We start from the raw sequence: 24,974 nt of genomic DNA on the forward strand, positions 1-24,974 counted from the left end.
CTTCCGCGCGTCCGGGTGCCGCCGGGCGCGCCGTCGTCTACGCCGTGCGTGCGGCGGGCCGGATCGAAGAAACCAGCGTGCTCGCCCTCGAAGCGTTGCGCCACGTGTCGACCGCGATCGTGCTCGTGCACCCCGGGCCCCTGGCATCCGAAGTCCGCGCCCGCCTCGATGACCTGATCGACGACGTCATCGAAACCGACGCCGAGGAGTTCGACTCGGAGGCGTACGTCCCCGCGATGGAACGCCTGCGCCGCCGGTGGCCCGCGATCGACGAGATCGTGCTCACCGGAGACTCCTGGTTCGGCCCTGTGGCCGACCTGCATCCGTTGTTCGAGCGCATGGCCGACAGTACCGCCGACGTCTGGGACGTGCTGCCGGCGGCTCCGCCGCGCGAGGCCTTTCCGGGCGAGGGGTTCCCCGCTATCGCCGACCGGCCCTGGTTCTTCACCGTGGTCCGCCGCGCGCTCTTCGAGAGTGCCGCGTGGCACCGGTGGTGGGGGCCGACACCCGCCGCCGGTGAGCGGGAACGCTCGCTCGTCACAGCGGTGACCGCGGCGGGCTTCGCCCACGAGCGGGCCTTCGACACCACACGCTTCCACGCGCACGACCCCGGGCTATTCGCGCCCGAAGACCTGCTCGACGTCGACGTGCCCTTCGTCGACCGCGCGGTGTTCACCAGCTACCCGCCGTTCCTCGATCGCTTCGCGATCATCGGCAGCGAGATCGCCGCGATGATGGGCGAGCGCGGGTACCCGCTCGACGTGCTGCGCTCGAGCCTCGCGACGTGCGTGGCTCCGAAGGCGCTCAACACCACGCTGGGGCTGCTCTCGGTGCTGTCCGACGAAGCGGTCGAGCCCGACGCGGGATCGTCGCTGTCGATCGCCGCGGTCGTGCACGTGAGCGACGTCGACGAGATCGACGAGGCCCTGCGCCGCCTGCAGTTCCTCCCGTCGGGCGCTTCCGTGTTCATCACGACGACCGAGGGCGTCACGGCGGCCCGCCTGGAGCGCCTGCTCGAAGCGTGGGCCACGACCAACGCGCACACCTACGAGTTGCGCGTCACCCCCCAGAGCCCCGGCCGCGACATGGCCGACTACTTCGTCGGATGCCGCGACGTCATCCAGTCCGACCAGTACGACCTGGTCGTGAAGCTGCACATGCGCCGCGCGCCCTGGAAGACGATGAACCGGCTGCGGTATTTCCGCCGGTACCAGTTCGACAACCTGCTCAGCAGCCCCGGCTACGTGCGCAACCTGTTGTCGCTGTTCGAGAAGGAAGAGCGTCTGGGCGTCGTCTTCCCCCCGATGATCCACATCGGCTACGCGACGATGGGGCGCGGGTGGGCTCTGCTCGAACCCCACGCCGAACGATTGAGCAAGCGCCTCGGTATCCGCGTGCCGCTCGACGCCGTCTCGCCCCTCGCGCCGTACGGGGGCATGTGGGTCGGGCGTCCCGCGGCCTTCCGCGTGCTGACGCAGCGCCGGTGGACCTTCGCCGACTACGGCTGGAAGGGTGAGCGGCGCTTCGGTCACCTCGCCCACCTGCAGGAGCGACTGGTGAGCGCCGCGGCCGGGCAGGCCGGCTACTACTGCCGCACCGTGCTGAACTACGCGCACGCCGAGATCGGCTACACCGCGCTCGAGTACAAGGTCGACCAGATGTTCTCGACCACCCGCGGGTGGCCCGTCGAGCAGATCGGGTTCCTGCATCGGGCCGGCTACACCGGCTACGGCGGGATCGTCGCCCTGGCGCGCATGTACGTGCGCACCAATCATCCGCGGGTGGCGGACGTCTTCCGTCCCGTGTACCGCGTGGCGCTGCGGGCTCACCGTGTGCTGTCGGCGGGTCGCCGCGTCGCCTCGCGTCTACGCAGCCTGCGCAGCGAACGGGGCGAGAATGAGCGAGAGGTGTCGTCGTGAAGACCGCAGAGCTAATCGGAGACTGGACGCGGCCAGCAGACACGTTCCCTCCCGACGGCAAGCGGCTGCTCATCTACGTCGTCTTCGACCGTCGCGGCGAGGTGGGCGACTTCGTGCTGTACGCCCTCGAGCACATGCGCGCGTTCTGCGACGAGATCGTGGTGGTCTCGAACGGCCCGCTCACCGCCCAGGGCCGCGCGCGGCTCGAGACGGTCGGCGACCTGGTTCTCGAGCGTCCCAACGAGGGCTACGACATCTGGGGCTACAAGCACGGTCTGGACGCCGTCGGGGAGCGGGTCGCGTCGTTCGACGAGCTGCTGCTCGTCAACGACACCTGGTTCGGTCCCATCCGGCCGTTCGGCCCGATCTTCGAGCGAATGAACGCGCACCCCCTGCACTTCTGGGGCATGACGGACCACCTGCGGGTGGAACCGCACCCGTTCACGTCCGACGAGGACTACCTGCCGTATCACCTGCAGTCGTACTGGGTGGCCGTACGTCGAAACATGTTCGCCTCGCCCGAGTGGGACGCCTACTGGCGCGACCTTCCGGCGATGACGACGTACTCCGACGCGGTCACCAAGCACGAGGGCATTTTCACCCAGCACTTCACCCAGCAGGGTTTCTCGGGTGAGGTCGCGTTCCCGACGCTGACCGACAAGATCGAGAACCACGCGGTGCTCTACGCCGAGCAGCTCATCAACGCCGGGTGCCCGACGCTGAAGCGACGGCCGTTCTTCCAATGGCCGGTCTTCCTGGACCGCGTCGCGGTGGTCGGCAAGTGGACCCTCGAAGCCGTGGAGCGCAACGGCTACCCGGTCGAGCTCATCTTCGACGACCTCGCGCGCAACGTCGAGCCGCGTGTGCTGAACGCCGACGCCGCGCTCCTGCGCGTGCTCTCACCCACCGACGACGGCTACGACCCGTCGAAGCCCATGCGCACGGCCGTGTTCGCGCACATCTTCTACGTTGAGATGACCGACGAGATCCTCGATCGCGCGGGCCACCTGCCCGGCGACGTCGACCTCATCGTGACGACGCCCGAGCGCGAGCGCGCCGACGAGATCGAGCGCATCATCGCCGCGCGGGGATTCCCCGGGCGCGTCGAGGTGCGGGTGGTGGCGTCGAACAACGGCCGCGACCAGGCGGCTTTCCTCATCGGATGCCGCGACGTGCTGCTGTCGGACCGGTACGACCTGGTGGTCAAAATCCACTCGAAGAAGACGCCGCAGGATGGCGCGAACATGGGTCGTCATTTCCGTCGCCACCAGTTCGAGAACCTGCTCGGCGGCCCCCACGAGGCAGCCACCATCGTCTCGCTCTTCCAGCAGCAGCCGGGTCTCGGACTCGCGTTCCCCCCCACCGTGCACCTCGGACACCCGACCATGGGGCACGGATGGTGGGCGAATCGGCCCGGGGTGGCCGAGTTGTGCGCCGAGCTCGGCATCCGGGTTCCGCTCGACGAGGTCTCGCCCCTCGCGCCGTTCGGGTCGATGTTCTTCGCCCGTCCTCAGGCGCTGCGCCTGCTTCTGGAGCGCGAGTGGACCTACGACGAGTTCGGCGGTGTCGAGGCGTACGTCGACGGGGGACTCGCGCACATTCTCGAGCGGATGCCGGTCTACGCGGCCGGCGAGCTCGGGTATCACTCGATGACCATCGCCACCCCCGAGTACCTCTCGAAGAGCTACACCGCCTTCGACTACAACCTCGACCACATGTCGGCCACGATGCCCGAGGACACGCAGCACCAAGTGCAGTTTCTCCGACGCGCCGGCTACATCGGGTGGGGACGATTCCGTGACTTCGTCGACATGTGGGTCCGGCTGCACCGGCCCTCGGCCGCCGACCGCATCGATCGGGTATTCACCTCCACCGAGCGTGTCCGTGGGCGCCTCTGGCGGGCCCGTCAGCGACTGCGTCGTCGGTGAGTTCAGACCCCGTGCAGGAACCCACCAGTAGAATCGGTCCCCATGTCCAGTTCCTCATCCTCCGCGGATAACGCGCGCTTCGCCCGCCTCGCGGAGATGCCGATGCGCTCCGTCGGCGTCACCCCCGGCCTGGGGTTCGCATCGCTCTGGACGACGCTGCGGGACATCTTCGCGCGCCGCGAGATGCTCGACCTCCTCGTCAAGCGCGACATCAAGGCGCGCTACAAGGATTCCGCGCTCGGATTCGTGTGGGCGCTCATCCGCCCCCTCATCCTGCTGGGTATCTACTTCGTCGTGCTGGGCCAGTTCCTGGGCGCGGCGCGCGGCATCCCGGACTTCGCCATCTTCATCTTCACCGGCCTGACGGCGATGAGCCTGTTCCAGGAGATCGCCGTGGGCGGCACCGGGTCGATCATCGCCAACGGCGGTGTCGTGAAGAAGGTGTACATGCCGCGCGAGATCTTCCCGCTCGCGGCGACCGGGTCGGCCCTGTTCAACTTCCTCATCCAACTCGGTGTGCTGCTGGTCGCGACGCTGATCGCGGGCAAGCCACCGCTGCACTGGCAGATCGTCTACGTGGTCCCCTCGCTGTTGCTCATCCTCGTCTACGGTATGGCCTTCTCCCTCTTCTTCTCGGCGGTGAACGTCTACCTGCGCGACGTGCAGTACCTGGTGGAGGTCGTGACGATGCTCCTCATGTGGCTCTCGCCCGTGCTGTACGCCTGGCACCTTGCGCGTCAGATCATCACCAGCCCGACGCTGCTGGAGATCTACACGAACAACCCGTTGACCCTCGCCGTGCTCGGATTCCAACGGGCGTTCTGGCTCGGGGGCGACGGTCTGGATCAGCCCGCCCACCTCGTGTTGCGCATGGTCGTCGCACTGCTCATCGGTTTCGTGCTGCTCGTGCTCAGCCACCGTGTCTTCGTGCGCCTTCAGGGCAACTTCGCCCAGGAACTGTGATCGATATGTCTTTTGACGTGACTCCCGCCCTGGCGCGCCCCGAGGTCGTCGTGCTCATTGACGTGTCGAAGCGGTTCGTCGTGCGCAAAGACACCTCCATCAAGGAGCGCCTCGTCACGCTCGGCCGTGCCGGCCGTCGCCACCGCCAGGACTTCTGGGCGCTGAACGACGTGAGCCTCGACATCCGCGCGGGCAACACCATCGGTCTGATCGGGCACAACGGCTCGGGCAAGAGCACGCTGCTGAAGGTCATCGGAGGAATCATCCAGCCGACCTCCGGCGACGTGAAGCAGCGCGGACGCGTGGCGGCTCTGATCGAGCTGGGCGCCGGGTTCCACCCTGACCTCACCGGTCGCGAGAACGTCTACCTGAACGCCTCGGTGCTCGGGCTCAGCCGGGAAGAGACCCGGGCGAGCTTCGACGACATCCTCGACTTCTCGGGCGTCGGCGACTTCATCGACACCCAGGTCAAGTTCTACTCGTCGGGGATGTTCGTGCGCCTCGCGTTCGCGATCGCCGTGCACACCGACCCCGACATCCTGCTCGTCGACGAGGTGCTCGCCGTGGGCGACGAGCAGTTCCAGCGCAAGTGCCTCGACAAGATCAAGGAGTTCCAGCGCCAGGGGCGCACGATCATCATCGTGTCGCACGCCCTCGACCAGATCGAGGAGCTGTGCGATCGGGTGATCCTTATGGACAAGGGTCGGGTCGCGTTCGACGGTCTCGCCGAGGCCGCCGTGGATCGCTTCCGCGAGCTGCTCGAGGAGGGATCCGGCAAGGTGTCCGCGCGCCCCGAGCAGGTGCTGCGGGCAGCGGAGATCGTCGCGGTCGACGTGCGCGCGGCCGACGGCACCCGGTCCAACGACTTCCAGACGGGCGATTCCTTCCGCGTCGGTGTGACCGTGCACGGTCTGCGCACGCTCGACGAGTGGGCGCTCGGCTTCAGCATCGACACCTCGTCGGGTCTGCTGGCCCTGGCGTCGAACACCAGCATGCTGGGCACCTCGCTGCCGCCGCTGCACGAGGGCGAGACGACGACCGTCGAGATCGACGTCGACAGCGCCCGGTTCAACCCGGGCAGCTACTGGGTCAATGCGAACCTGCACGGCATCAGCGAGTCGACCTCGCACGCCCTCATGCAGGGCGCGGAGTTCACGGTGCACGGCCGGTCGGACTCGCTGGGTTCGGTCCCCGCCGAGGTGCGCTTCCGCTGAGCCCCCGCCGACCCGCACCCGCGGGTCAGCGTCGCGGCTGCGCCTCCGAGGCGCGCACGGCAGCGTCGAGCAGCGTACGCGCCCGGGCGTCGAAAGAGTGCTCGGCGCGCACCCGCGCGCCGGCCGCGGCCAGCACATCGGCGTCGGGGAAGACGGCATCCACGTCGTGCGAGAGCATGCGGATGAGCTCGGGCACCTCGTCGTAGGTGGCGACGGCGCCGCCGAACAGCTCGTCGATCCCCTCGACCCGGTCGCTGATGGCCCGGCCGCCCGCGGCGACCACGTCGAAGAGGCGGTTGCCGATGAACCCCCGCTGCTGCATGGCGGGCCAGTGGTCGTTCAGCACCACACCGGCGCTCTCGTACAGGCCCGGCAGGTTGTCGTTCGACACACCGGTCGCGCGGATGTGCGAGGCCGGGATCCAGCCGCGCCAATCGGGACCGATGACGGTGACGGGGATGCCGGCGCGGATGGGCTCGACGATCGAGGGGCGCAGGATGCCGCGCGCCGTGCCCACGAAGAGGATGTCGTCGCCGCGCTCGCGCCCCTCGGGGCGGAAACGCGTCGCATCGGTGCACTGCAGCAGGGGCGTGATGGCGACGCCGAGCTCGGCGCCGGTGGCGGCGGCCCAGGGGGCGGAGGCCGCGAAGACCCGGTCGAAGCCCGCGACGTCGGTCGCGGTGATCTCGTCGGGGTGGCTGATGACCCACAGCAGGGAGACGCCGAAGGGGGAGGCCTCGAGGGGTTCGGGACCCCGCAGGGCGACCGTGACGTCGTCGAGGTGCCGCGTGGAGCGCGTGCGAGCGGCGTAGGAGTCGATCACGACCTCCTGCCCCAGCCGGCGGAGCGCCCCGGCCAGGGCGCGGGCGAAGTGCGTGTCGCCCCATCCCTCGGCCCGCACGCCGACCGGTGTCGCGGTCCGCAGGGCCCAGCGCAGCACGGGGACCTCGGTGCCGTCGGCGAGCTCGATCGTGCGCCCGGGGCGCCGCACCCGGGGGAGCGGACCGGAGCGCGTGCGCTCCCACCCCGCGCGGCGGAGGAGGTCGTCGGCACCGGCGAGGGGCCGCGGCGCCTCGGCAGACGCCGCGTCGCGGCCGGCGGATCCGGGAGTGCGGGAACCGGCATCCGGGGTCTGCGCGGTGGGGTCGGCGACGCGCGAGCGCGTGCGCGTCTCGAGGTCGAGGGCGACGAGCGCGCGGGTGCCGAGGCGGCCCGCGGCATCCAGGCCCCGCAGCGCGGTGTCGATGTCGGCGCGACGGACGGCGACGGTGAGGCCCGCCAGGGACGGGACCTCGAGCATCGTGGCGGGGGAGAGGGCGGTGAGGTCCTCCACGGGGTGCCCGGCGAGGAAGCGCCCCTCGGAGGTCGCTCCGACCGCGGCGATCGTGCCGTCGCCGTCGCGCCAGACCGGGGCGACGGCCGTTCCCGACGGCTCCGCGGCGACGCGCGCTGTCAGGACGACCGCGTCGGCGGCGGTCAGCGTCTCGTTGGGGCCGCGCAGCACCAGCACCTCGGCGGTCGAGGTCTGCACGAGTTCGTCGAGGGCGCGCGCGGCGTCGTCATGCCTCCGCCGACTGATACGGACGCGTGGGTGCGACGCGGCCATGATCGAGGCGAGCGTCCAGTCCTCGGGGCGGTCGTCGAGCACGGCGATCGCCACTCCCTGACCGTCGACGTCGGCGAAGCGCACGGCCTCGGCGATCGACTCGTCGAAATCCCACTCCTCGGGGCCGAGGGCGAGCAGCAGCTCGCGGGACAGGGGAGTGCGACCCGCCGTCGCGGCGACCTCTCCGCCGACGCGCGCGCGCGACGCCGCCGCGATGATCGTGCGGGACAGCTCGGACCACGTCGCGACGGCGGGTTCCGCCGCGGGGCCGTAGGGCAGGGAGTGGGCCTCGCGCCGGCGCCAGGCGTGTCCGACCGGTCCTCCCGGGGCGTCCCACGCGTCGGGATGACGGGTGCCGTACGCGACGGCATCCCACAGGGGGCTCACCTGCAGACCTCGCGGATCGGCGACGAGATAGGCGTACAGCGCGGGAACGCGCCACGCCTCGGGGAGGTGGTCGCCGACCGCGGTGTCGACGAACAGCGGAGACAGGCGCAGGCCGTCGCGGTATCCGCCGTTCACGTAGCGGCGCACGGCGGCGGCCTCGGAGAGCGGCGAACCCGTCTGCGCGCGGACGTAGTCGAGGTCGACGATGCCCGCCCGCCGGATGACGCGCGCCCACCAGACGCGGTCGAGGCGCGCGACCAGGGGGCGCAGGGGAGCGAGGTCGCGCGCGGCGCGCACGCGCGAGCGGAGAGCGGACAGCATGCGTCCGATTTTACGGAGCGACCGGCGATGCGGCCGACGGGGTCAGGCGCGCCCGGCCCAGTAGCCGTCGCCGCGCATGCGCAGCGAGGTGCGCAGATCGATCGTCGCGTCGACGGCGTCGAGCGGCAGGGGGAGTCGGGGCGCCCGCGCACCGCGGCGCCATCCCTCGATGCGGCCGCGCAGCGACACCAGGTCGCGCCGCAGCACGAGGCGCGCGACCGACACCACCGCTTCGACGGCGACGGCACGCAGTCCCCACCGCGAACGCAGCACGCCGTACTTGCGCAGCAGGTAGCCGCGGGCGAACCCCGACAACCGGCGCTGGCGCTCCGACTCGGTGCCCGCGCTCGCCCCGCCGAGGTGCGTGCCCACCGGCTCGGTGATCGCGACGCAGCCCCAGCGCGCCGCGCGCAGGCGGAAGGCCAGGTCGAGCTCCTCGCCGTACATGAAGATGTTCGTGTCGAACGTGCCCACCTCGTCGAGCGCGGCGCGGCGGTAGACCGCGACCGCGCCGTACGGACCGAGCACGGGCGGGACGCTCGCGTGCACCGCCGCGAGGGGCGCGCCGTGGAAGCGCACGAAGCCGGCGCCGGTGACGTCGGCGACGATGCCGTACGAGTCGACGGAGCCGTCGGGGGCGAGCAGCAGGGTCGCGGCGCTGCCGATGCGGGATGCCGAGTCGTCGGGCAGCGCGGTGATCGCCGCAGCGACCGCACCGGGCTCGAGCACGACGTCGCTGTTGACGAGCATGACCAGCCGCGCGTCTCCCGCCTCCATGCCCACGTTGCACGTGCGGGCGAAGCCGAGGTTGACCTCGTTGCGCAGCAGCGTGACCTCGGGGAAGGCCTTCTCGATGCGGTCGGCGGTGTCGTCGGGCGAGCGGTCGTCGACGACGATGACGCGTGCCGCGACGCTCTGGTCCAGCGCCGCGCGCACGCACGTGCGCACGAAGTCCCAGCCCCCGTACACGGGGATCACGATGTCGATCTCGGGATCGGCACTCATGCGCGACCGGCCTTTCGTTCGGACACCGGCACCCGGAGGGCAGCACGGGGGATGAGCCCCCAGTGTACGACCGCACCCGTGGTCGACCCGGGTCGGTACGATGGGACCGCCTCCCCGGCGCACCCGCCCATGACCCCCACCGACCCCGCCGCCGCCCCGACCGAGGGGTACATCGTGCTGGCGGCGTACCGGCCCCCGGCGGAGTTGTTCGCCCGACAGCTGCGCTCGCTCCAGGCGCAGACGCTCGGCGCGTTCCGCTGCCTCGTCGTCGCCGACGGCGGCTCCGACGCGGTGCGCGCGCAGATGATCGACGCCGTCGGCGACGACGACAGGTTCGAGGTCATCGGGTTCGAGGAGCGCGTCGGCTTCTACCGCAACTTCGAACGCGGACTGGCCGCCGTGCCCGCCGACGCCGCGTGGGTCGCCCTGAGCGACCAGGACGACGTCTGGATGCCGGACAAGCTCGCCACCCTCGTGCCGGCGCTGCAGGACGCTGCGCTCGTCAGCGGGCAGGCGCGCGTGGTGACGTATCCGGAGGGCGTGGTGGTCACGGCATCCACGGCGCGGCGCGAGGTGGACGCGGCCTCGCTGGTGCTGGAGAACCAGTTCTCGGGCGCTTTGTGCGTTCTGCGCCGCTCGCTGCTCGACGTGGCCCTGCCCTTCCCCGACCTCCCCGGACCCGCGCAGGTGCACGATCACTGGCTGGCCGTGTGCGCCGCCGCGACCGACGGCACCCGCGTGGTCGACCGGGTCGTGCAGGACTACGTGCAGCACACCGCCAACGTGCTCGGCGAGGCCGATGCCGCGCGCCTCGGCTGGCGCGAGACGCTGAGACGACGCCGCGCGGCGCTCGCCGCCGAGGGCGGAGGCCCGCGCGCCCTCGCCCGCTCGCTCTACGTCGTCAACGCCGGCTGGGCCGAAGCCATGACCGACGCCCTGCGCGCACGGGTCGACACCCCCGTCGCGCGCGCGCTCGCCGCCGCCTTCGGCCGTCGCCGGCGGGCCGGGGCGACGGTGCGCGCCGTTGTCGGGGCCGTCCGTCGCTCGGAGGCGACCCCGCGCACCGCCGTCGTACACCTGCTCGGGGCGGCGCTCTGGAGCGTCACGGGCGGTCGGCGCGGGAACGCCGCGCGCTGAGCCGCCGCGGTCGGTGCGTCTGCCCGGGCCGTGCCCTCAGCCGCGGGTGAGGAGCCTGCGCTGCGCGCGGATCTCGCGGGTCGCGGCGATGCCGACGACCGTGAGCACCACGACCTCCGACACGGCCAGACCCCAGACGATCGCGGTCGCGCCGAGGGTCGCGCCGAGCACGAACATGGCCGGAAGGCCGACGCTCGCCGAAGCGACGATCGCCAGCAGCACGACGCGGTTGCGGCCCGCCGGTACCAGGACGTTGCGGATGAGCGGCGTCGTCAGCGAGATGATCAGGTACGTCACGCCGTAGGCGGGGAACATGGATGCCGGAGGGGCCACCGCCTCGCCGAGGAACGCCGCCGTGAGCCAGGGGCCGAGCAGCACGAGCACCAGCAGGCCGATCACGCCGACGACGAGGTGCAGCGCGAGCGCGACGAGGTGGCGGCGGGTGCGGCCGGCCGCCCACGAGGCTTCGAGCACCCACTTCTGCAGGGTGTTGCCCACGATGAGGATGGCCGTGAGGCCGACCCGGTACAGCTTGTCGGCCGAGGTGAGCTCGGCCGCGGCCTGCGTGCCCACGACCCCCTGCGCGATCGGCACCGGCGCGGTGGTGTAGCTGCCGCCGAGGCCGTCGGCGCTGGCGAGGGGCAGGTTCTCGCGGAAGCTGCGCCCGATGCCGCCGACGTGGAACGGGGGGACGACGCGGCCGTACATGTGCACGTGCAGCGCGGCGAGACCGACGAGTACGCCCGCGATCATCATGAGCGGATACGCCACCAGCTGACCGGTGAGCTGCATGATCGCGGCGCTCGCGGCCGTGAACACGGCCATGGGGATCGCCTCGAACCACAGCACCATCCGCGCCCGGCCGGTGCCGACGGCGTACCACGACATCGTCAGGCCGGTGAGCCCCGTCGCGAGCACCACGAGAGCGGCCACCCCGCCGAACGCCCCGCCGACGAGGGCCGCGGCGATCGCGGCCGTCACGCCGCCGACGACGGCGAAGACGGCCAGACGCGACCAGAAGCTGTGCGCGTAGACGTCGCGACGCGCCTCGTCGTGCTCGGCCATCGCGATCCGGGCGCCACCGGCGACGTTCCAGCCGTAGCTCGAGATCATCGCCAACAGGCTGCCGAGCGCCTGACCCGTTCCGATCGCCGCCCATCCCTCGGCGCCCTGGATGCGCGCCGCGATCGGCAGCACCAGCAGCGGCACGACCGCGACGATCATCGGGGCGGTGCCGAAGCCGATCAGGCGCGCGAGCAGGACCTTCACCGTCGTCGCTCCCCGCGCGTGCGATCCAGCACCTCGGCGGTGGCGTCGGCCGCGTCGTCCCACGTGAAGCGCGACGCCCACCGCTGGGCGGCGGATCGCGTGGCGGCATCCGGCGGCGCCGTCAGCGCGGAGGTGATCGCGGCGCCGAAGGCGGCGGCATCCGTCGCATCGGCGTACCGGGCGGCGTCGCCGCCGACCTCGCGCAGCACGGGCACGTCGTGGGCGAGCACGGCGACGCCGCGCCGCAGCGCATCGACCACCGGCAGCCCGAAGCCCTCGACCAGCGAGGGGCACGCGTACAGGTCGGCGACCTGGAACAGCGCCTCGAGCTGGTCGTCGCTCACCCACCCGGGCAGCACCACGTCGCGCTCGAGGCCGAGTCGCCGCACGTCTTCGGCGAGCGGGTCGGGCAGGCGGCTGCCCGCGACGACCACGACGGGGCGCACGGCCGGGTCGATGGTGGCGCAAGCGGCGAGCAGGCCGGGGAAGTTCTTGTGGGGCATGCGGTTGCCCACGCTCAGCACGATCGGCCGGTCATCGGGCAGTCCGAGCGGCGCCAGGATGCCGGCGGGATCGGCGACCGGACGCGGTGCGGTGCTGCCGTTGTGCACGACGCGGATGCGCGTGGCGTCGACGTCGAGATGCGCCGAGATGCTGGCCGCCGCCGCGTGCGAGACGGTGAGCACGCGGTCGGCGGTGCGGGCCGACCGGCGCATGAGCGTCGAGGTCACCGCGCGCTGCGCCCGCTGGGCCAGGCCGCCCGGCACTTCGTCGTAGATGGCGTCGTGCACGGTCACCACGCGCGGGACGCCGCGGAACACCGGCCCGAAGTTCGCCGGCGCCCACACGAGGTCGGCGCGGCCGCGACGGGCGACGGGGCCGGTGACGGCGACGGCGCCCAGCGCCCACGTGGCGGGGTCGGCGCCCACCCACGGCACCGTCTGCACGTGCCCCGGGAAGAACGACGACACGCGCTCGGCGCCGGCGCGGCCCGTCAGGGCGGCGAAGCGCACGTGCGGCAGGCGCTCCGCCAGGCGCGGCAGAAGCTCGCGCACGTACGTCTCGGTGCCTCCGCGCGACCCGGTGAAGCCGAGCAGATCGACGAGGATGCGTCGGTCGGCCATCAGCTCTCGATGACGGCTTCGGGGCGCTGCTCGCGCCGGGGCGTGGTGAGCACGCCCGAGAAGAAGCTCATCATCACCGTCTGGAAGCCCAGGACGATCGTCAGGGCGCTGGGTACGGCGATGCGCACCGCCTGGGCGGCGTTCTGCGTGCCGAAGTCGAGGCTGCCCCACAGCGAGACCTGCACGATGGCGATCACGATGCCGAGCAGGAACAGGCCGACGCCGATGAGGAGGCCGCGCTCGGCGGACCACCTCGCCACGATCCGCCGATACCGCTCACTGGTGGGGAGGAAGCCCTCTTGCGTGGCGTAGAGCTTGGTCAACCAGAAGAACAGCAGGGATTGGAACCCCGTCACGCACAGCGCGCTCGCGTAGACCATGGTCGTCACGTCGAACCCGACCCCGGCGATCTCGATGCCGCCGAACGACAGCACGCCGACGGTGATGGCCCCCAGGAAGAACGCCACCAGGCCCGGGTAGACGAAGAGCCAGCGCGGGGCGAACAGCAGCAGGAAGCGCAGGTGGCGCCAGCCGTCGTGCCAGCTGCGCAGGTGGGGAGGACGCGAACGCCCGTCCTTCTTCAGCGTGGTGGGTACTTCTTCGATGCGGTACCGCGCGAGCGACGCGCGCACCACCATCTCGGAGGCGAACTCCATCCCCGTGGTCTGCAGGTCGAGCTCGCGGATGCGCGCGCGGTTGAAGCCGCGCAGGCCGCAGTGGAAGTCGCGGATGCCCGGTCGGAAGAACAGCTGTCCGATGAACGACAGGACCGGGTTGCCGAGGTACTTGTGCAGCGGCGGCATGGCGCCCGGGGCGATGCCGCCGAGGAACCGGTTGCCCATCACCAGGTCGGCTCCGGCGCGCAGGCGCTCGACGAACGGCTCGAGGTTCTCGAAGTCGTAGCTGTCGTCGGCGTCGGCCATGATGACGTACTGCCCGCGCGCGGTCTCGATGCCGTTGATGAGGGCCGCGCCGTAGCCGCGCCGCGGCGCGTGCGAGACGCGGGCGCCCAGGCGCTCGGCGAGGGCCTGCGAGCCGTCGGTGCTGCCGTTGTCGGAGATCAGCACCTCGCCCCGGATGCCGCTGCGGGCGAGGAAGCCCTGCGCCTTGCGGATGCAGATCTCCAGCGTCTCGGCCTCGTTGAGGCACGGCATGAGGATCGTCAGCTCGACGTCCGTCGAGTCGGGAGTGGTCACGGGGTGTCTTCTTTCGTCTTCACCGCGGCGGGGGCCGGCAGCGGCAGTGCCGAGAGGATCCCTTCCACGGTGCGGCGGATGGTGCGGGTGCCCACGGCGGTGTCGTACCAGGCTCGCGAGGTGCGGCGCAGGTCGTCACCCCCGTCGGCGACGGCCCGGATCGCCCGGGCGAGGTCGTCGGGTCGGGTGGAGGGGGCGACGACGCCGTTGACGCCGTCGTCGATGAGTTCGGTGGCGGCGTTTCCCTCGTCGGCCACGAGCACGACGGGCGTGCCGTGGGCGTTGGCCTCGACGACGACGAGTCCGTACCCCTCGCGACGCGACGGGTTCGCCAGGCACAGGGCGCCGTGCAGGAGCGTGTCGAGCTCGGCATCCGAGACGAAGCCGGGGAAGTCGGTCCACTCGTCGCCCCCGACGCGGCGCACCTCGGCTCGGACGGCGTCGGAGCTGGGTCCGGTGCCCAGCACGACCAGGCGCAGGTCGGGGATTCCCGCGCGGGCGGCGGCGACGGCGGCGGGCAGGGCCTCGACGCGCTTGTCGGGGATGTGACGACCGACGTACAGCACGTAGGGCGGCGTGGTCGCGGGGGAGGGGGCCGCCACGTCGACGGCGCCGTCGATGAGGCCCGGGCTCACCACGGGCGGGCGGCGGAGCCCTTCGCGGCGCAGGCGCGTGGCGCTGAGCTGCGAGTGACAGGTCGCGAGGGGCGTGATCGCGATCGCCGCGCGCTGCAGCACCCACGCGATCGTGCCGGTGACGGCGCCGGAGTACTCGACCCACTGGCGGCGGTGCCACACCTCGAGGTAGTCGACCACCAGGCGCGTGCCGGAGCCGAGCAGCGCCAGGCGCGCGGCGAAGACGTTGAAGATGGGCAGTCCGCTCACGATGACGGCGGCGTAGCGCCGGCGCCGACGCACGAGGGCGCGGAAGAGTGCGGCGGCGTAGCGCAGGGCCGCCGGGATGCGGCGCACGCCGTCGGCGGAGTACAGCGACAGGCGGCCGGTGACGGGACGGATGCGGAAGCGCTCCTCGACGGGGGTCGCGCCCTCCCACTGCACGGCGGTGAGGTAGTCGACCTCGAGGCCCCGCCGCCCCAGCTCGTCGGCGAACGCGCGGTACTGCCGCTCGCCCCCGCCCGTGGAGTACGGGAAGAGGCAGTCGTAGGCGACGGCGACCGTCGAAGAGCGGGGCACCTCAGCAGCCCTCGATGCGGAACAGGCGTGCGGCGGGTCCCTGCTGGTCGACGAGCACGAGGTGCTCCGACGGGGTGAGGCCGTACAGTCCCTGGCGGTCGAGTCCGACGCCGGGGTTGTTCCACACGTTCTGCGCACCGAAGTCGAGGACGTAGTCGACGCCGAGGCGATCGACCGCCTCGCACACCCGGGGGTCGCTGTCGATGTCGCGCAGGGCGTTGTTGAGCAGCTCCTCGTCGGGCCCGAACGCGCCGAAGACGTGCTTGCGCAGCACCTCGCGCTCGCCGATCGCGTAGGCGAGCGACGTGCCGGTCCAGGGGCTGCCCGCGATGACGGCGTCGGCGGGGGTGGTCTCGGGAAGGCGCTCGAGCAGGGCCTCTTCGTCGGCCGTGAGCAGGGGCGAACCCGCGTCGAGCGCGTAGGCGCCGCGGGCGTCCTGCACCGCGCGGACGATGTTGGGGCTCACCCCGACCGAGAAGACGACGACGGCAGCGACCGCGGCGATGGCCACGCGCAGGCCGCGTGCCGCGCGGGCGCGCTGCAGCGATCGCGCCGCGAGGTCGACCAGCGTGATCGCGCCGAGCACCGCGACGGGGATCCCCGCGGCGGGGAGCAGTGCGGCCAAGCGGAAGGAGTCGTTGTACCAGGGGTTGGTGAGCAGCTCGCGCACCGGGTTGCCCGCGGCGGTGCCCGACACCAGCACGAACAGCACGGTGGCGACCACCATGGGGCCGGCGACCACCAGGCGGCGCGGGCGCCAGACGATCGCGACCACGCCGACGAGCAGCAGGAGCGAGATCGTCACGGTGACGGTGTAGCCGTGGGGCGACAGCAGCAGCGCCTCGCCGAGGGCCTGCGCGGTGGTCTGCCACGGCAGCCAGCGCGACATCTCGGCGTTGGTGCGCATGACCCGCCACAGCACCGCGAGCACGAGCAGCAGTCCGAGCAGCATCGCCGCCGTCGCCATCCACCGGCGGCGGGTGGGGAACGAGATCGCCGTGGTCAGCAGCTCGACGACGACGATCGCCGCGCCGAGGGCGACCATGCCGAGGAACGCGTTCGGATGCGACAACCCGACCCCCGCCGAGGCGACGAGCAGCAGCACGGTGGCGCGGGCGCGGGCGGGCAGGCCGCGGCTGCGCAGCAGGTGCACCACGACGGCGACGCCGCCGGGCAGCACCGCGTAGCCCATGGCGTTCGGGTAGAGCACGCCGAAGAACATCAGCAGGATCGGGAAGGCGCCGAATCCGGTCGACAGCGCCGCGGAGCTCACCACGACCGCGGTGCGCTCCGACAGCAGGGCCGTGCTGAGCGCGACGACCGACAGCGGCCAGGCCACGGCCGACAGCGCGATGTTGGCCGCGTTGACGGCGAGGGGGACCGAGACCCCCGTGACGTTCGCCGCGAGGGCGGCGACGGTGTGCCAGCCGTTCGGGTAGAACCCGATGTCGGATGTCGCGCCGATGTGGAAGGCCGAGGCGTTGTCGGTGTCGACGGCGAAGGCGACGGTGTTGAGGTGGACGATCGCGTCGAAGGTCTGCGAGATGTGCGCCGGCCCGCCGAAGACGACGGCGAGCTGCAGCGCGATCACGACGGCTGCGATGCCGAGCGACACCACGCCCCACGCCGCGGTGGACGGCGGGGTGCGGTCGTCGCGTTCGGGGCCGACCCAGCGGCCCAGCCCGAACGCGGCGGCGGCGGCGACGACCGTGAGGATCACCACCGGCAGCGGCGACCACCCCAGACCGACGAAGGGCGCCACGGTGGCGGAGACCGCGAGGATCGCGATCGACACGACCGGGGCCAGAGTCAGGATGCGCAGGCGACGCACGCCCCACCCGGCCGCGAGGACGACGATTCCGGGGACGGTGAGAGCGAGGATCGAGACGATGACGGGCATCACGATCACCGACCAGGAATCGCTCATGCACTCCCATTTCTCGCTGGACGACAGTCAGTCATGCTAACGGACGGTCCCTGACCCGCCCCTGAAGGCGTCGGCGAGGCCGCCGTTTAGACTGGACGGGTCGCGGCACCGTCTCCGCGCATCCGTCGACACGAAAGACGCTTCTCCGCATGGATCTTCTCATCGTCGGCTCGGGTTTCTACGGCCTGACCATCGCCGAGCGCGCGGCCGCCGCAGGTCGCAAGGTGACGGTCATCGACCGCCGCCACCACATCGGCGGCAACGCCTACTCCGAGAACGAGCCCGAGACGGGCATCGAGGTGCACCGCTACGGTGCGCACCTCTTCCACACGTCGAACCCGACGGTGTGGGAGTACGTCAACCGCTTCACGCGGTTCACCGACTACGTGCATCGCGTGTACACGACCCACAAGGGCGTCGTGTTCCCGCTGCCGATCAACCTCGGCACGATCAACCAGTTCTTCCAGGCCGCGTACACGCCCGATCAGGCGCGGGCGCTCGTGCACGAGCTCGCCGGTGAGTTCGAGGCCAAGGACGCCACGAACCTCGAGGAGCGCGGGATCGCCCTGATCGGCCGCCCCCTGTACGAGGCGTTCATCCGCGACTACACCGCGAAGCAGTGGCAGACCGACCCCAAAGACCTGCCGGCCGAGGTCATCTCGCGCCTCCCGGTGCGCTACACGTACGACAACCGCTACTTCAACGACACGTGGGAGGGTCTGCCGGTCGACGGCTACACCGCGTGGTTGGAGCGCATGGCCGATCACCCGAACATCGACGTGAAGCTGTCGACCGACTACTTCGACGAGTCGCAGCCGCTGAACAAGAAGGCCACCGTCGGCCAGGTGCCCGTGGTCTACACCGGCCCGGTCGACCGGTACTTCGACTACGCCGAGGGCGAGCTGTCGTGGCGCACGCTCGACTTCGAGCAGGAGGTGCTGCCGATCGGCGACTTCCAGGGCACCAGCGTCATGAACTACGCCGACGCCGACACCCCGTACACGCGCATCCACGAGTTCAAGCACTTCCACCCCGAGCGCGCCGACACCTACCCGACCGACAAGACCGTCATCGTGCGGGAGTACTCCCGCTTCGCCACGCGCGCCGACGAGCCGTACTACCCGGTCAACACGGCCGACGACCGCACCGGTCTGCTCGCGTACCGCGAGCTGACCAAGGGCGAGCGCGACGTGCACTTCGGCGGACGACTGGGCACCTACCAGTACCTCGACATGCACATGGCGATCGGCTCCGCGCTGACGATGTGGAACAACCAGCTCGCGTGACGTCGCCGTGCCTCTGACCCTCGGGTCGCGCACCCGCCCGGCACGCGCCGGACGGGCGGACGAGGGGCGCTGGGCGTATCGGCCCGACATCGACGGGCTGCGTGCCGTGGCCATCCTGCTGGTCGTCTTGTACCACGTGTGGTTCGGACGGGTCTCGGGCGGCGTCGATGTCTTTCTCATGCTCTCGGCGTTCTTCCTCACCCGCGGTTTCGTCCGGCGAATGGCCGGAGATCACCCCGTGCGCCCGATCCGCCACCTGCTGGGAACCTTCCGCCGGCTCCTGCCGGCCGCCGCGGTGACCCTCGTCGGCGTGCTCGCGCTGGTGTGGACGCTGTACCCGCCCACCGCGTGGCGCATGGTGTGGGAGCAGACGTGGGCCTCGCTCGCCTACGTGCAGAACCGGGTGCTCGCGGCGGATGCCGTGGACTACTACGCGCGCACCGAGGTCCCGAGCCCGCTGCAGCACTTCTGGTCGCTGTCGGTGCAGGGGCAGGCGTTCCTGCTGTGGGTCGCGCTGCTGGCGCTGTGCCAGGTGCTCGTCCGTCGCCGGGGGCTGTCACCCGATCGCGTCGTCGGGGTGGTCTTCGGCGCGGTGTTCCTCGTCTCGTTCGTCTACTCGGTCATCCGCACCGCGGCCGCGCAGGAGGCGGCCTACTTCGACACCGGCGCTCGGCTCTGGGAGTTCGCGGCGGGCTCCCTGCTCGTGCTCGTGCTGCCGCACGTGCGCCTGGGCCGGGTGGCGCGCGCCGTCGTGGGGTGGACGGGGCTGGCGGGCCTGCTCGTGCTCGGCATGGTCCTCGATGTCCGCGGCGGTTTCCCGGGCTTCCTCGCGCTCTGGCCGGTGCTCTGCGCCGCCGCGATCGTGGTCTCGGGCTCGACCTCCGACGGGGAACGCGATCTCGGTCCCGGGCGGTTGCTGGCATCCCGACCGCTGCGGGCGGTGGGACGCGACGCGTACGCCCTCTACCTCGTGCACTGGCCGATCCTGGTGACCTTCCTCGTCGTGAACGACCGCGTCGAGGTCGGGCTGGTCGGGGGCGCGGGCATCATCGTGCTGTCGCTGCTGCTGGCGCGCGCGCTCACCTGGGCCGTCGACCGCCCGGTCCGGGCGTGGCGGCGTTCCGATCCCTCCGCGCTCGTTCCGATCGCCGTGCTGGCGGTGGCCACCACGGTGGTCGCGGTGCCGGTGGCGAGCTGGCAGATCGCGTCGTGGAGCGAGCAACGCGTGATCGCTGCGCGCGCGGAGGTCGCCAACCCCGGCGCGGCCGTGCTCCGCGACCCGACCCTGCCCCGGACGCCCGCCGACGCGATGCTGCTGCCGCTTCCCACCCTGCTCGACGACGAGTGGACCCAGCTCGAGCAGGTGTGCTCGTCGGACCGGCTCGTCACCGAGCAGATCCTCGAGGGGACGTGCTTCGAGACCGCGGGCACCTCCCGCGCGTCGCGGACCGTCGCCGTCATCGGCGACTCGCACGCCCAGCAGATCACGGCCGCGCTGCTGCCGGTCGCCGACGCGCAGCGCTGGGGAGTGGTGTCGCTGGTGAAGGGCGGATGCTCGATGGGCCTCGACGAGCCGGGGCTCGATCCGACCTGCGACGACTGGCGCGAGGCCGCCATCGCGCACGTCGAGCGGATCGCGCCCGACGCCGTGATGACGGTGGTCACGCGCTCCGACGCCGGCGACGACGACGAGATGGTGCGGGCCGGCATCGAGGGGTTCCTCGACCGCATGGGCGATGCCGGGATCGAGGTCCTCGGCATCCGCGACAACCCGCGGTTCGCCTTCGACATGTTCGGCTGCGTGAACGAGTCCGCCGACCCGCTCGAGTGCGCGGTTCCCCGCTCGGCGTCCCTCGCCGACCGCAACCCGGCCGACGACCTCGATCGACCGGGGCTGAGCCTGGTCGATCTCACCCCGTGGATCTGCCCCGACGACCTCTGCGTCGGTGTCATCGGCAACGTCGCGGTGTACCGCGACGACAACCACCTGACCCGCATGTACGCCCGATCGCTCGGCCCGTCGCTGGCCGAGCAGCTCCCGGCCAGGCTCGGATGAGCGCCCCGCGTAGGATTTCCCCGTGACCCCCGCCGCCGTCGGCGCCCCCGGATCGGCGCGGCGCTCCCTCCACTCGCTGTGGCTGCTGTCGGCGCGCGATCTGCGCGTGCGCTACTCGACCAGCGCGTTGGGATACCTGTGGTCGGTGCTGGATCCCCTCGTGATGAGTGGCATCTACTGGTTCGTCTTCACCCAGGTCTTCCACCGCTCGGTGGGGGAGGAGCCCTACATCGTCTTCCTCATCACGGCCCTGTTGCCGTGGGTGTGGTTCAACTCCGCCGTGACGGATTTCACGAAAGCGTTCAAGAAGGACTCCCGCCTGGTGCGCTCGACGTCGATCCCGCGGTGGATCTGGGTGAACCGCATCGTGGTGAGCAAGGGCGTGGAGTTCCTCTTCTCGCTCCCGGTGCTCGTGCTGTTCGCGGTCTTCGGCGGGGCGCAGGTGTCGTGGGCGCTGCTGGCCTTCCCGCTCGCCGTGCTGCTGCAGACGACGCTCCTGGTGGGGCTCGGTCTGATCGTCGCCCCGCTGTGCGTGATGTTCGGCGACCTCGAACGCACCACTCGTCTGGTGCTGCGGGCCCTGTTCTACGCGTCGCCCATCATCTACGGCGTCGGCAACCTCCCCGGCGTCTTCGCGGACATCGCGGCGTTCAACCCGCTCGCGGGGATCTTCACGCTCTACCGCGTCGGGTTCTTCCCCGACCAGTGGGACACCCTCACGGTCGTGGTGGGCGCGGCGGTGAGCCTCGGCATCCTGGGTCTGGGCCTGGTGGTCTTCCCGCGGCTCGAGCGTCCGGTGTTGAAGGAGCTGTGATGGCCGGTCCCGCGATCGACGTCCACGGGTTGGGGGTGCGCTTCCGCCGCAACCGCCGGGGTGGCCGCAGCCTCAAGGACATCTTCGGCGGCACCGCGCGCCGTTCACGGCCCGACGAGTTCTGGGCGCTGCGCGACGTGTCGTTCCGGGTGCAGCCGGGGGAGTCGATCGGCGTGGTCGGCCGCAACGGCCAGGGCAAGTCGACGCTGCTCAAACTCGTCGCGGGCGTCCTTCTCCCCGACGAGGGGGGAGTGTCCGTCGACGGCGGGGTCGCGCCGCTCATCGAGATCACCGGGGGCTTCGTCGGCGACCTCACCGTCCGCGAGAACGTGCGGTTGACCGCCGGGTTGCACGGGATGCCACGGGCCGAGGTCTCCCGACGCTTCGACGACATGATCGCCTTCGCCGAGATCGGCGACTTCGTCGACACCCCGTACAAGCACCTGTCGAACGGGATGAAGGTGCGCCTGGCGTTCTCGGTGGTCTCGCAGCTCGACGAGCCGATCCTGCTGGTCGACGAGGTGCTCGCCGTCGGCGACCGGTCGTTCCGCGAGAAGTGCTATCGCCGCATCGACGAGTTGCTCGCCGAGGGGCGCACCCTGTTCTTCGTCAGCCACAACGAGAAGGACCTGCGCCGGTTCTGCACGCGGGGGCTCTACCTCGACGGCGGCGAGCTGAAGCTCGACGCCCCGATCGCCGAGGTGCTCGACCGGTACAACGCCGACTACGCGACGGGCTGAGCGGGCTCCAGGGGAGGCATCGGCTTCCACGACGCGTCGCGGGTGATGCGGCGCCCGTCGCGGAGGCCGCGGAACAGGTGGCTCGTGCCGCGGAGCTTGCGCTCCACCACCACGAGGCGGATCAGTTCCTTCACGAAGGTCAGGGTGGTCCCCGCGCTGAACGGCAGGGCCCGGTAGACGCCGAGCTGGCGGTAGTACTTCTGCAGATACGCGCGGTTGCGCATGATGTAGTACCGGTACGCGTCGCTGGAGGCGTTCATGTGGCGGATGCCCATGTCCCACTGCTTGATCTCGCGGGTGCGGCGCAGCACGAACTCGTTCACGATCACCGAGGGCGTCTGGCGGGAGGCGAGCCACCCGTAGAGCTGGTCGTCCCAGTAGATGAAGAATCGGGGATCGGGCAGGCCGATCTTCGCGACGATGTCGCGGTGGATGAACATCCCCTCGAAGCAGCCCGAGTTCATCGGCTTGAAGCCGGACTCGTCGAAGCCGGCGGGGGCGAAGGGGATGGGGATCGCCATCGACTCGGCGACACGGTACTGCCAGTAGAACTCGCTGCCGTCGTAGTCGTAGCGCCGCCCCTGGATGCTGCGGAATCGCGGTGCCCATCGGCCCATGCGGGCGAGACCGTCGGAGACGACCTCGACGTCGTCGTCCATGAGCCAGATCCACTCGGATCCGAGCTCGTACGCGACGCGCATGCCCTCGCTGAAGCCGCCGGAGCCGCCCGTGTTCGTGTCGAGTCGCCGGTACACCAGCTCGGTGGGGAGGCGGTCCCGGAACGATTCGACGACGGCGGTCGTGTCATCGGTGGAGGCGTTGTCGATGACGACGAGGTGGCCGGGCGCCGGCTCCATCTGCGTGATGCTCTCGAGCAGGCGCGTCAGCAGGTGCGTGCGGTTGTAGGTGACGACGACGATCGTCGCCGTGGCCGGGTCGAACGCGTTCACGAGCGCTCCTCGAAGGTCGCGCGCCACTGGGCCTCGGAGACGAGGTCGGGAAGAGCCCGGCGGTACTGGGCGGACAGGCGGGGCCACTCGCGCTGCAGGCGTCGGTGCAGACGCACGCTCTCGACGAGCATGCGGCGGAACTGGGCGCGATCGCGGGTGTAGATGTTCTTGCCCGAGCCGTCGGCGGCGCTCACGAGCGCGCTGTCGTACGTCGGGATGCGCCACCAGTGCGCGTCGTTCTTGCCGAACTCGACCTCGGGCTGGTCGACGTTGGCCGGGTCGGGGGTGTGGAACCAGTGCGAGAGCAGGGTGCGCACGGTGAAGGTGCGCAGGGCGAGGCCGCGCGGGCTGTCGAACTCGTGCTTCTTCAGACGCTTGAACACCTGCCGGCCGCGACGGGCCCGCAGCGGAACGCCCGAGTCTTTGTGGACGACGGTCTCGGGGTGCTTCCGGGCGACGGCGCGGGCGTCGGGCATGGCGGTGGCCAGGCCCGCGCGCATGTGCTCGGGGCCCGACAGGATGTCGCGCAGTGCCCGGTGCCGGAGTTCCACCGGGTAGTACTGCATCATCATGAGGTGCTTCAGATCGACACGTCGACTGTGGCGGATGAGGGTTCCGCCCAGCGGTGAGCGGGAGTGCAGCAGGGCCGCGACGATGCGGTTACGGGCATGGAAGTACGCCTGCCAGTCGATGGAATCGTCTTTGCCGATCCACGACACGTGCCACAACGCCACACCCGGCATCGACACGGTCGGGTACCCGGCATCCCGAGCCCGCACGCAGAACTCGGCGTCGTCCCACTTGATGAACGCCGGCAGCGACAGGCCGATGTCGCGCAGGATGCTCGTGGGGATGAGGCACATCCACCAGCCGTTGTAGTCGGCGTCGAGGCGCATGTGCAGCATGGGGCTCTGGCGCAGGTTGGCGACGCTGAAGTCGTGGGGGAGGCGCTCCTGGTAGAGCGCCCGCCACATGAAGGGGGCGTCGTCGACGACCTCGGCCCACGCGTGCAGCTTCGGGCGGTCGAGCAGATCGAACATGTGGGCGCCGACGATCGTGGGAACCGATGCGTAGCGGCCGAACACCACCGAGCGGCGGATGGATTCCGGCTCGATGCGCACGTCGTCGTCGAGCAGCTGCACGAAGTCGCTGCCCGAGCGGGCGAGGGTCTCGACCATGGCCCGGGCGAACCCGCCCGACCCGCCGAGGTTGGGCTGACGCAGCACCTGCAAGGTCTCACCCAGGCGTTCCGCCACCGCGGGGTAGGCGTCCTGATCCTCGACGAGGTCGGTGCCCTGGTCGATGATGAACACGCGGTCGACGACGTCGAGCACGTCGGGGGCGTCGGCGAGGGCCTGGAGCGTCTCGACGCAGTAGTCGGGCTTGTTGTAGGTCGTGACGCCGATGCTGGCCTTGCCGCCGCGCGCCGGCTCCTGCTCGGTGGTCCACTCGGCGCCCTCGAACATCGCGTCCGCGCGATCGGCGGCGACGTCGAACCAGATCCACCCGCCGTCGCTGTACTGGTCGAGCACGAGGTCGAACGAGGTCGCGACCTCGTCGCCCTTCACCTCGCGGGTCTCGATGCGCTGCTTCGTGCCGCTGCCGTTCGAGCGGTACACCAGGATCGTGGCGTTGCCCGAGGTGTGCACGGTCAGGCGCACCTGGCGGACGGCCGTCCAGTGCTGCCAGTACGAGGCGGGGAAGGCGTTGAAGTACGTGCCGAACGACACGCGGCGCCCCGCGACGATGCGGGCGCGGTGGCGGTCGAGGATGTTGCTGAGCTGGGCGACGTTCGTGACGCGCACGGGCTCTTCGTCGATCGTCGACCAGGTCTCGGGGTCGACGTACAGCGGGAGAAGGTCGGGGTCGCGATCGAGCGGAAGCACGGCGTTCTGCAGGGTGTACGTCACGAAGAGGTCTTTCGTTCAGGGGCCGCGGC

At 71.1% G+C, this 24,974-nt stretch carries 18 protein-coding genes; 9 read left to right on the top strand and 9 right to left on the bottom strand.

The window, feature by feature from the left end; all coding sequences use genetic code 11:
* The first annotated feature begins 77 nt into the window (after window positions 1-77).
* The 4 genes from ASF96_RS05210 to ASF96_RS05225 are packed head-to-tail and all read left to right on the top strand — an operon-like array spanning window position 78 to window position 6,024.
* Window positions 78-1,919 (top strand): rhamnan synthesis F family protein, encoded by a 1,842-nt coding sequence (locus ASF96_RS05210; RefSeq protein ID WP_162239402.1) that lies wholly within the window; start codon window positions 78-80, stop codon window positions 1,917-1,919.
* Window positions 1,916-3,847, top strand: coding sequence for a rhamnan synthesis F family protein (locus ASF96_RS05215; RefSeq protein ID WP_055936612.1), 1,932 nt, complete (start codon window positions 1,916-1,918; stop codon window positions 3,845-3,847). The genes ASF96_RS05210 and ASF96_RS05215 overlap by 4 nt, the downstream gene beginning before the upstream one ends.
* A 42-nt stretch (window positions 3,848-3,889) precedes the next feature.
* Window positions 3,890-4,810 carry an ABC transporter permease gene (locus ASF96_RS05220; RefSeq protein ID WP_055936615.1) on the top strand — a complete coding sequence of 307 codons (921 nt, stop codon included), beginning with the start codon at window positions 3,890-3,892 and terminating at the stop codon, window positions 4,808-4,810.
* Between the two features lie 5 nt (window positions 4,811-4,815).
* Window positions 4,816-6,024, top strand: coding sequence for an ABC transporter ATP-binding protein (locus ASF96_RS05225; protein WP_055937716.1), 1,209 nt, complete (start codon window positions 4,816-4,818; stop codon window positions 6,022-6,024).
* Between the two features lie 25 nt (window positions 6,025-6,049).
* Here the strand turns inward: ASF96_RS05225 and ASF96_RS05230 are convergent, their stop codons facing one another.
* Window positions 6,050-8,338: a glycosyltransferase gene (locus ASF96_RS05230; protein WP_055936618.1), complete on the bottom strand. Its 2,289-nt coding sequence runs from the start codon at window positions 8,336-8,338 to the stop codon at window positions 6,050-6,052.
* A 42-nt stretch (window positions 8,339-8,380) separates the two neighbouring features.
* Window positions 8,381-9,343, bottom strand: a complete 963-nt coding sequence (locus ASF96_RS05235; RefSeq protein ID WP_055834491.1) for a glycosyltransferase family 2 protein — start codon at window positions 9,341-9,343, stop codon at window positions 8,381-8,383.
* Window positions 9,344-9,472: 129 nt separating this feature from the next.
* Between ASF96_RS05235 and ASF96_RS05240 the strand changes: the two genes are divergently transcribed.
* The gene (locus ASF96_RS05240) at window positions 9,473-10,480 is read left to right on the top strand and encodes a glycosyltransferase (RefSeq protein ID WP_055936621.1); all 1,008 of its coding nucleotides are present in this window, start codon (window positions 9,473-9,475) and stop codon (window positions 10,478-10,480) included.
* A gap of 36 nt (window positions 10,481-10,516) precedes the next feature.
* Here the strand turns inward: ASF96_RS05240 and ASF96_RS05245 are convergent, their stop codons facing one another.
* The 5 genes from ASF96_RS05245 to ASF96_RS16775 are packed head-to-tail and all read right to left on the bottom strand — an operon-like array spanning window position 10,517 to window position 17,189.
* Window positions 10,517-11,749 (bottom strand): lipopolysaccharide biosynthesis protein, encoded by a 1,233-nt coding sequence (locus ASF96_RS05245; RefSeq protein ID WP_055936624.1) that lies wholly within the window; start codon window positions 11,747-11,749, stop codon window positions 10,517-10,519.
* On the bottom strand, window positions 11,746-12,873 hold the full coding sequence (locus tag ASF96_RS05250; protein WP_055936628.1) for a glycosyltransferase family 4 protein: 1,128 nt from the start codon (window positions 12,871-12,873) through the stop codon (window positions 11,746-11,748). Before ASF96_RS05250 ends, ASF96_RS05245 begins: the two co-directional genes overlap by 4 nt.
* The gene (locus ASF96_RS05255; RefSeq protein WP_082509297.1) at window positions 12,873-14,069 is read right to left on the bottom strand and encodes a glycosyltransferase family 2 protein; all 1,197 of its coding nucleotides are present in this window, start codon (window positions 14,067-14,069) and stop codon (window positions 12,873-12,875) included. The genes ASF96_RS05250 and ASF96_RS05255 overlap by 1 nt, the downstream gene beginning before the upstream one ends.
* Window positions 14,066-15,262 (bottom strand): glycosyltransferase family 4 protein, encoded by a 1,197-nt coding sequence (locus ASF96_RS05260; protein ID WP_055936631.1) that lies wholly within the window; start codon window positions 15,260-15,262, stop codon window positions 14,066-14,068. The genes ASF96_RS05255 and ASF96_RS05260 overlap by 4 nt, the downstream gene beginning before the upstream one ends.
* Window position 15,263: 1 nt before the next feature.
* Window positions 15,264-17,189: a DUF6541 family protein gene (locus tag ASF96_RS16775; protein WP_055936634.1), complete on the bottom strand. Its 1,926-nt coding sequence runs from the start codon at window positions 17,187-17,189 to the stop codon at window positions 15,264-15,266.
* Between the two features lie 149 nt (window positions 17,190-17,338).
* On the opposite strand from ASF96_RS16775, the gene glf reads away from it, so the two are divergent.
* The 4 genes from glf to ASF96_RS05285 are packed head-to-tail and all read left to right on the top strand — an operon-like array spanning window position 17,339 to window position 22,085.
* Window positions 17,339-18,475 (top strand): UDP-galactopyranose mutase, encoded by a 1,137-nt coding sequence (glf, locus tag ASF96_RS05270; protein WP_055834508.1) that lies wholly within the window; start codon window positions 17,339-17,341, stop codon window positions 18,473-18,475.
* A gap of 7 nt (window positions 18,476-18,482) precedes the next feature.
* Window positions 18,483-20,531 carry an acyltransferase family protein gene (locus tag ASF96_RS05275; RefSeq protein ID WP_082509299.1) on the top strand — a complete coding sequence of 683 codons (2,049 nt, stop codon included), beginning with the start codon at window positions 18,483-18,485 and terminating at the stop codon, window positions 20,529-20,531.
* A 22-nt stretch (window positions 20,532-20,553) separates the two neighbouring features.
* A complete protein-coding gene (locus tag ASF96_RS05280; protein ID WP_055834512.1) occupies window positions 20,554-21,345 on the top strand; it encodes an ABC transporter permease in 792 nt (263 codons plus the stop codon).
* Window positions 21,345-22,085: an ABC transporter ATP-binding protein gene (locus ASF96_RS05285; RefSeq protein WP_055834515.1), complete on the top strand. Its 741-nt coding sequence runs from the start codon at window positions 21,345-21,347 to the stop codon at window positions 22,083-22,085. The genes ASF96_RS05280 and ASF96_RS05285 overlap by 1 nt, the downstream gene beginning before the upstream one ends.
* On the opposite strand, the gene ASF96_RS05290 is transcribed toward ASF96_RS05285, so the two are convergent.
* The gene (locus ASF96_RS05290; RefSeq protein ID WP_055936635.1) at window positions 22,070-23,035 is read right to left on the bottom strand and encodes a glycosyltransferase family 2 protein; all 966 of its coding nucleotides are present in this window, start codon (window positions 23,033-23,035) and stop codon (window positions 22,070-22,072) included. The two genes, ASF96_RS05285 and ASF96_RS05290, sit on opposite strands and share 16 nt — an antisense overlap.
* Window positions 23,032-24,945, bottom strand: a complete 1,914-nt coding sequence (locus tag ASF96_RS05295) for a glycosyltransferase (protein WP_055936639.1) — start codon at window positions 24,943-24,945, stop codon at window positions 23,032-23,034. The genes ASF96_RS05290 and ASF96_RS05295 overlap by 4 nt, the downstream gene beginning before the upstream one ends.
* Window positions 24,946-24,974: the final 29 nt, after the last annotated feature.

The sequence above is a fragment of the Microbacterium sp. Leaf179 genome, from assembly GCF_001423785.1.
GTDB lineage: Bacteria > Actinomycetota > Actinomycetes > Actinomycetales > Microbacteriaceae > Microbacterium.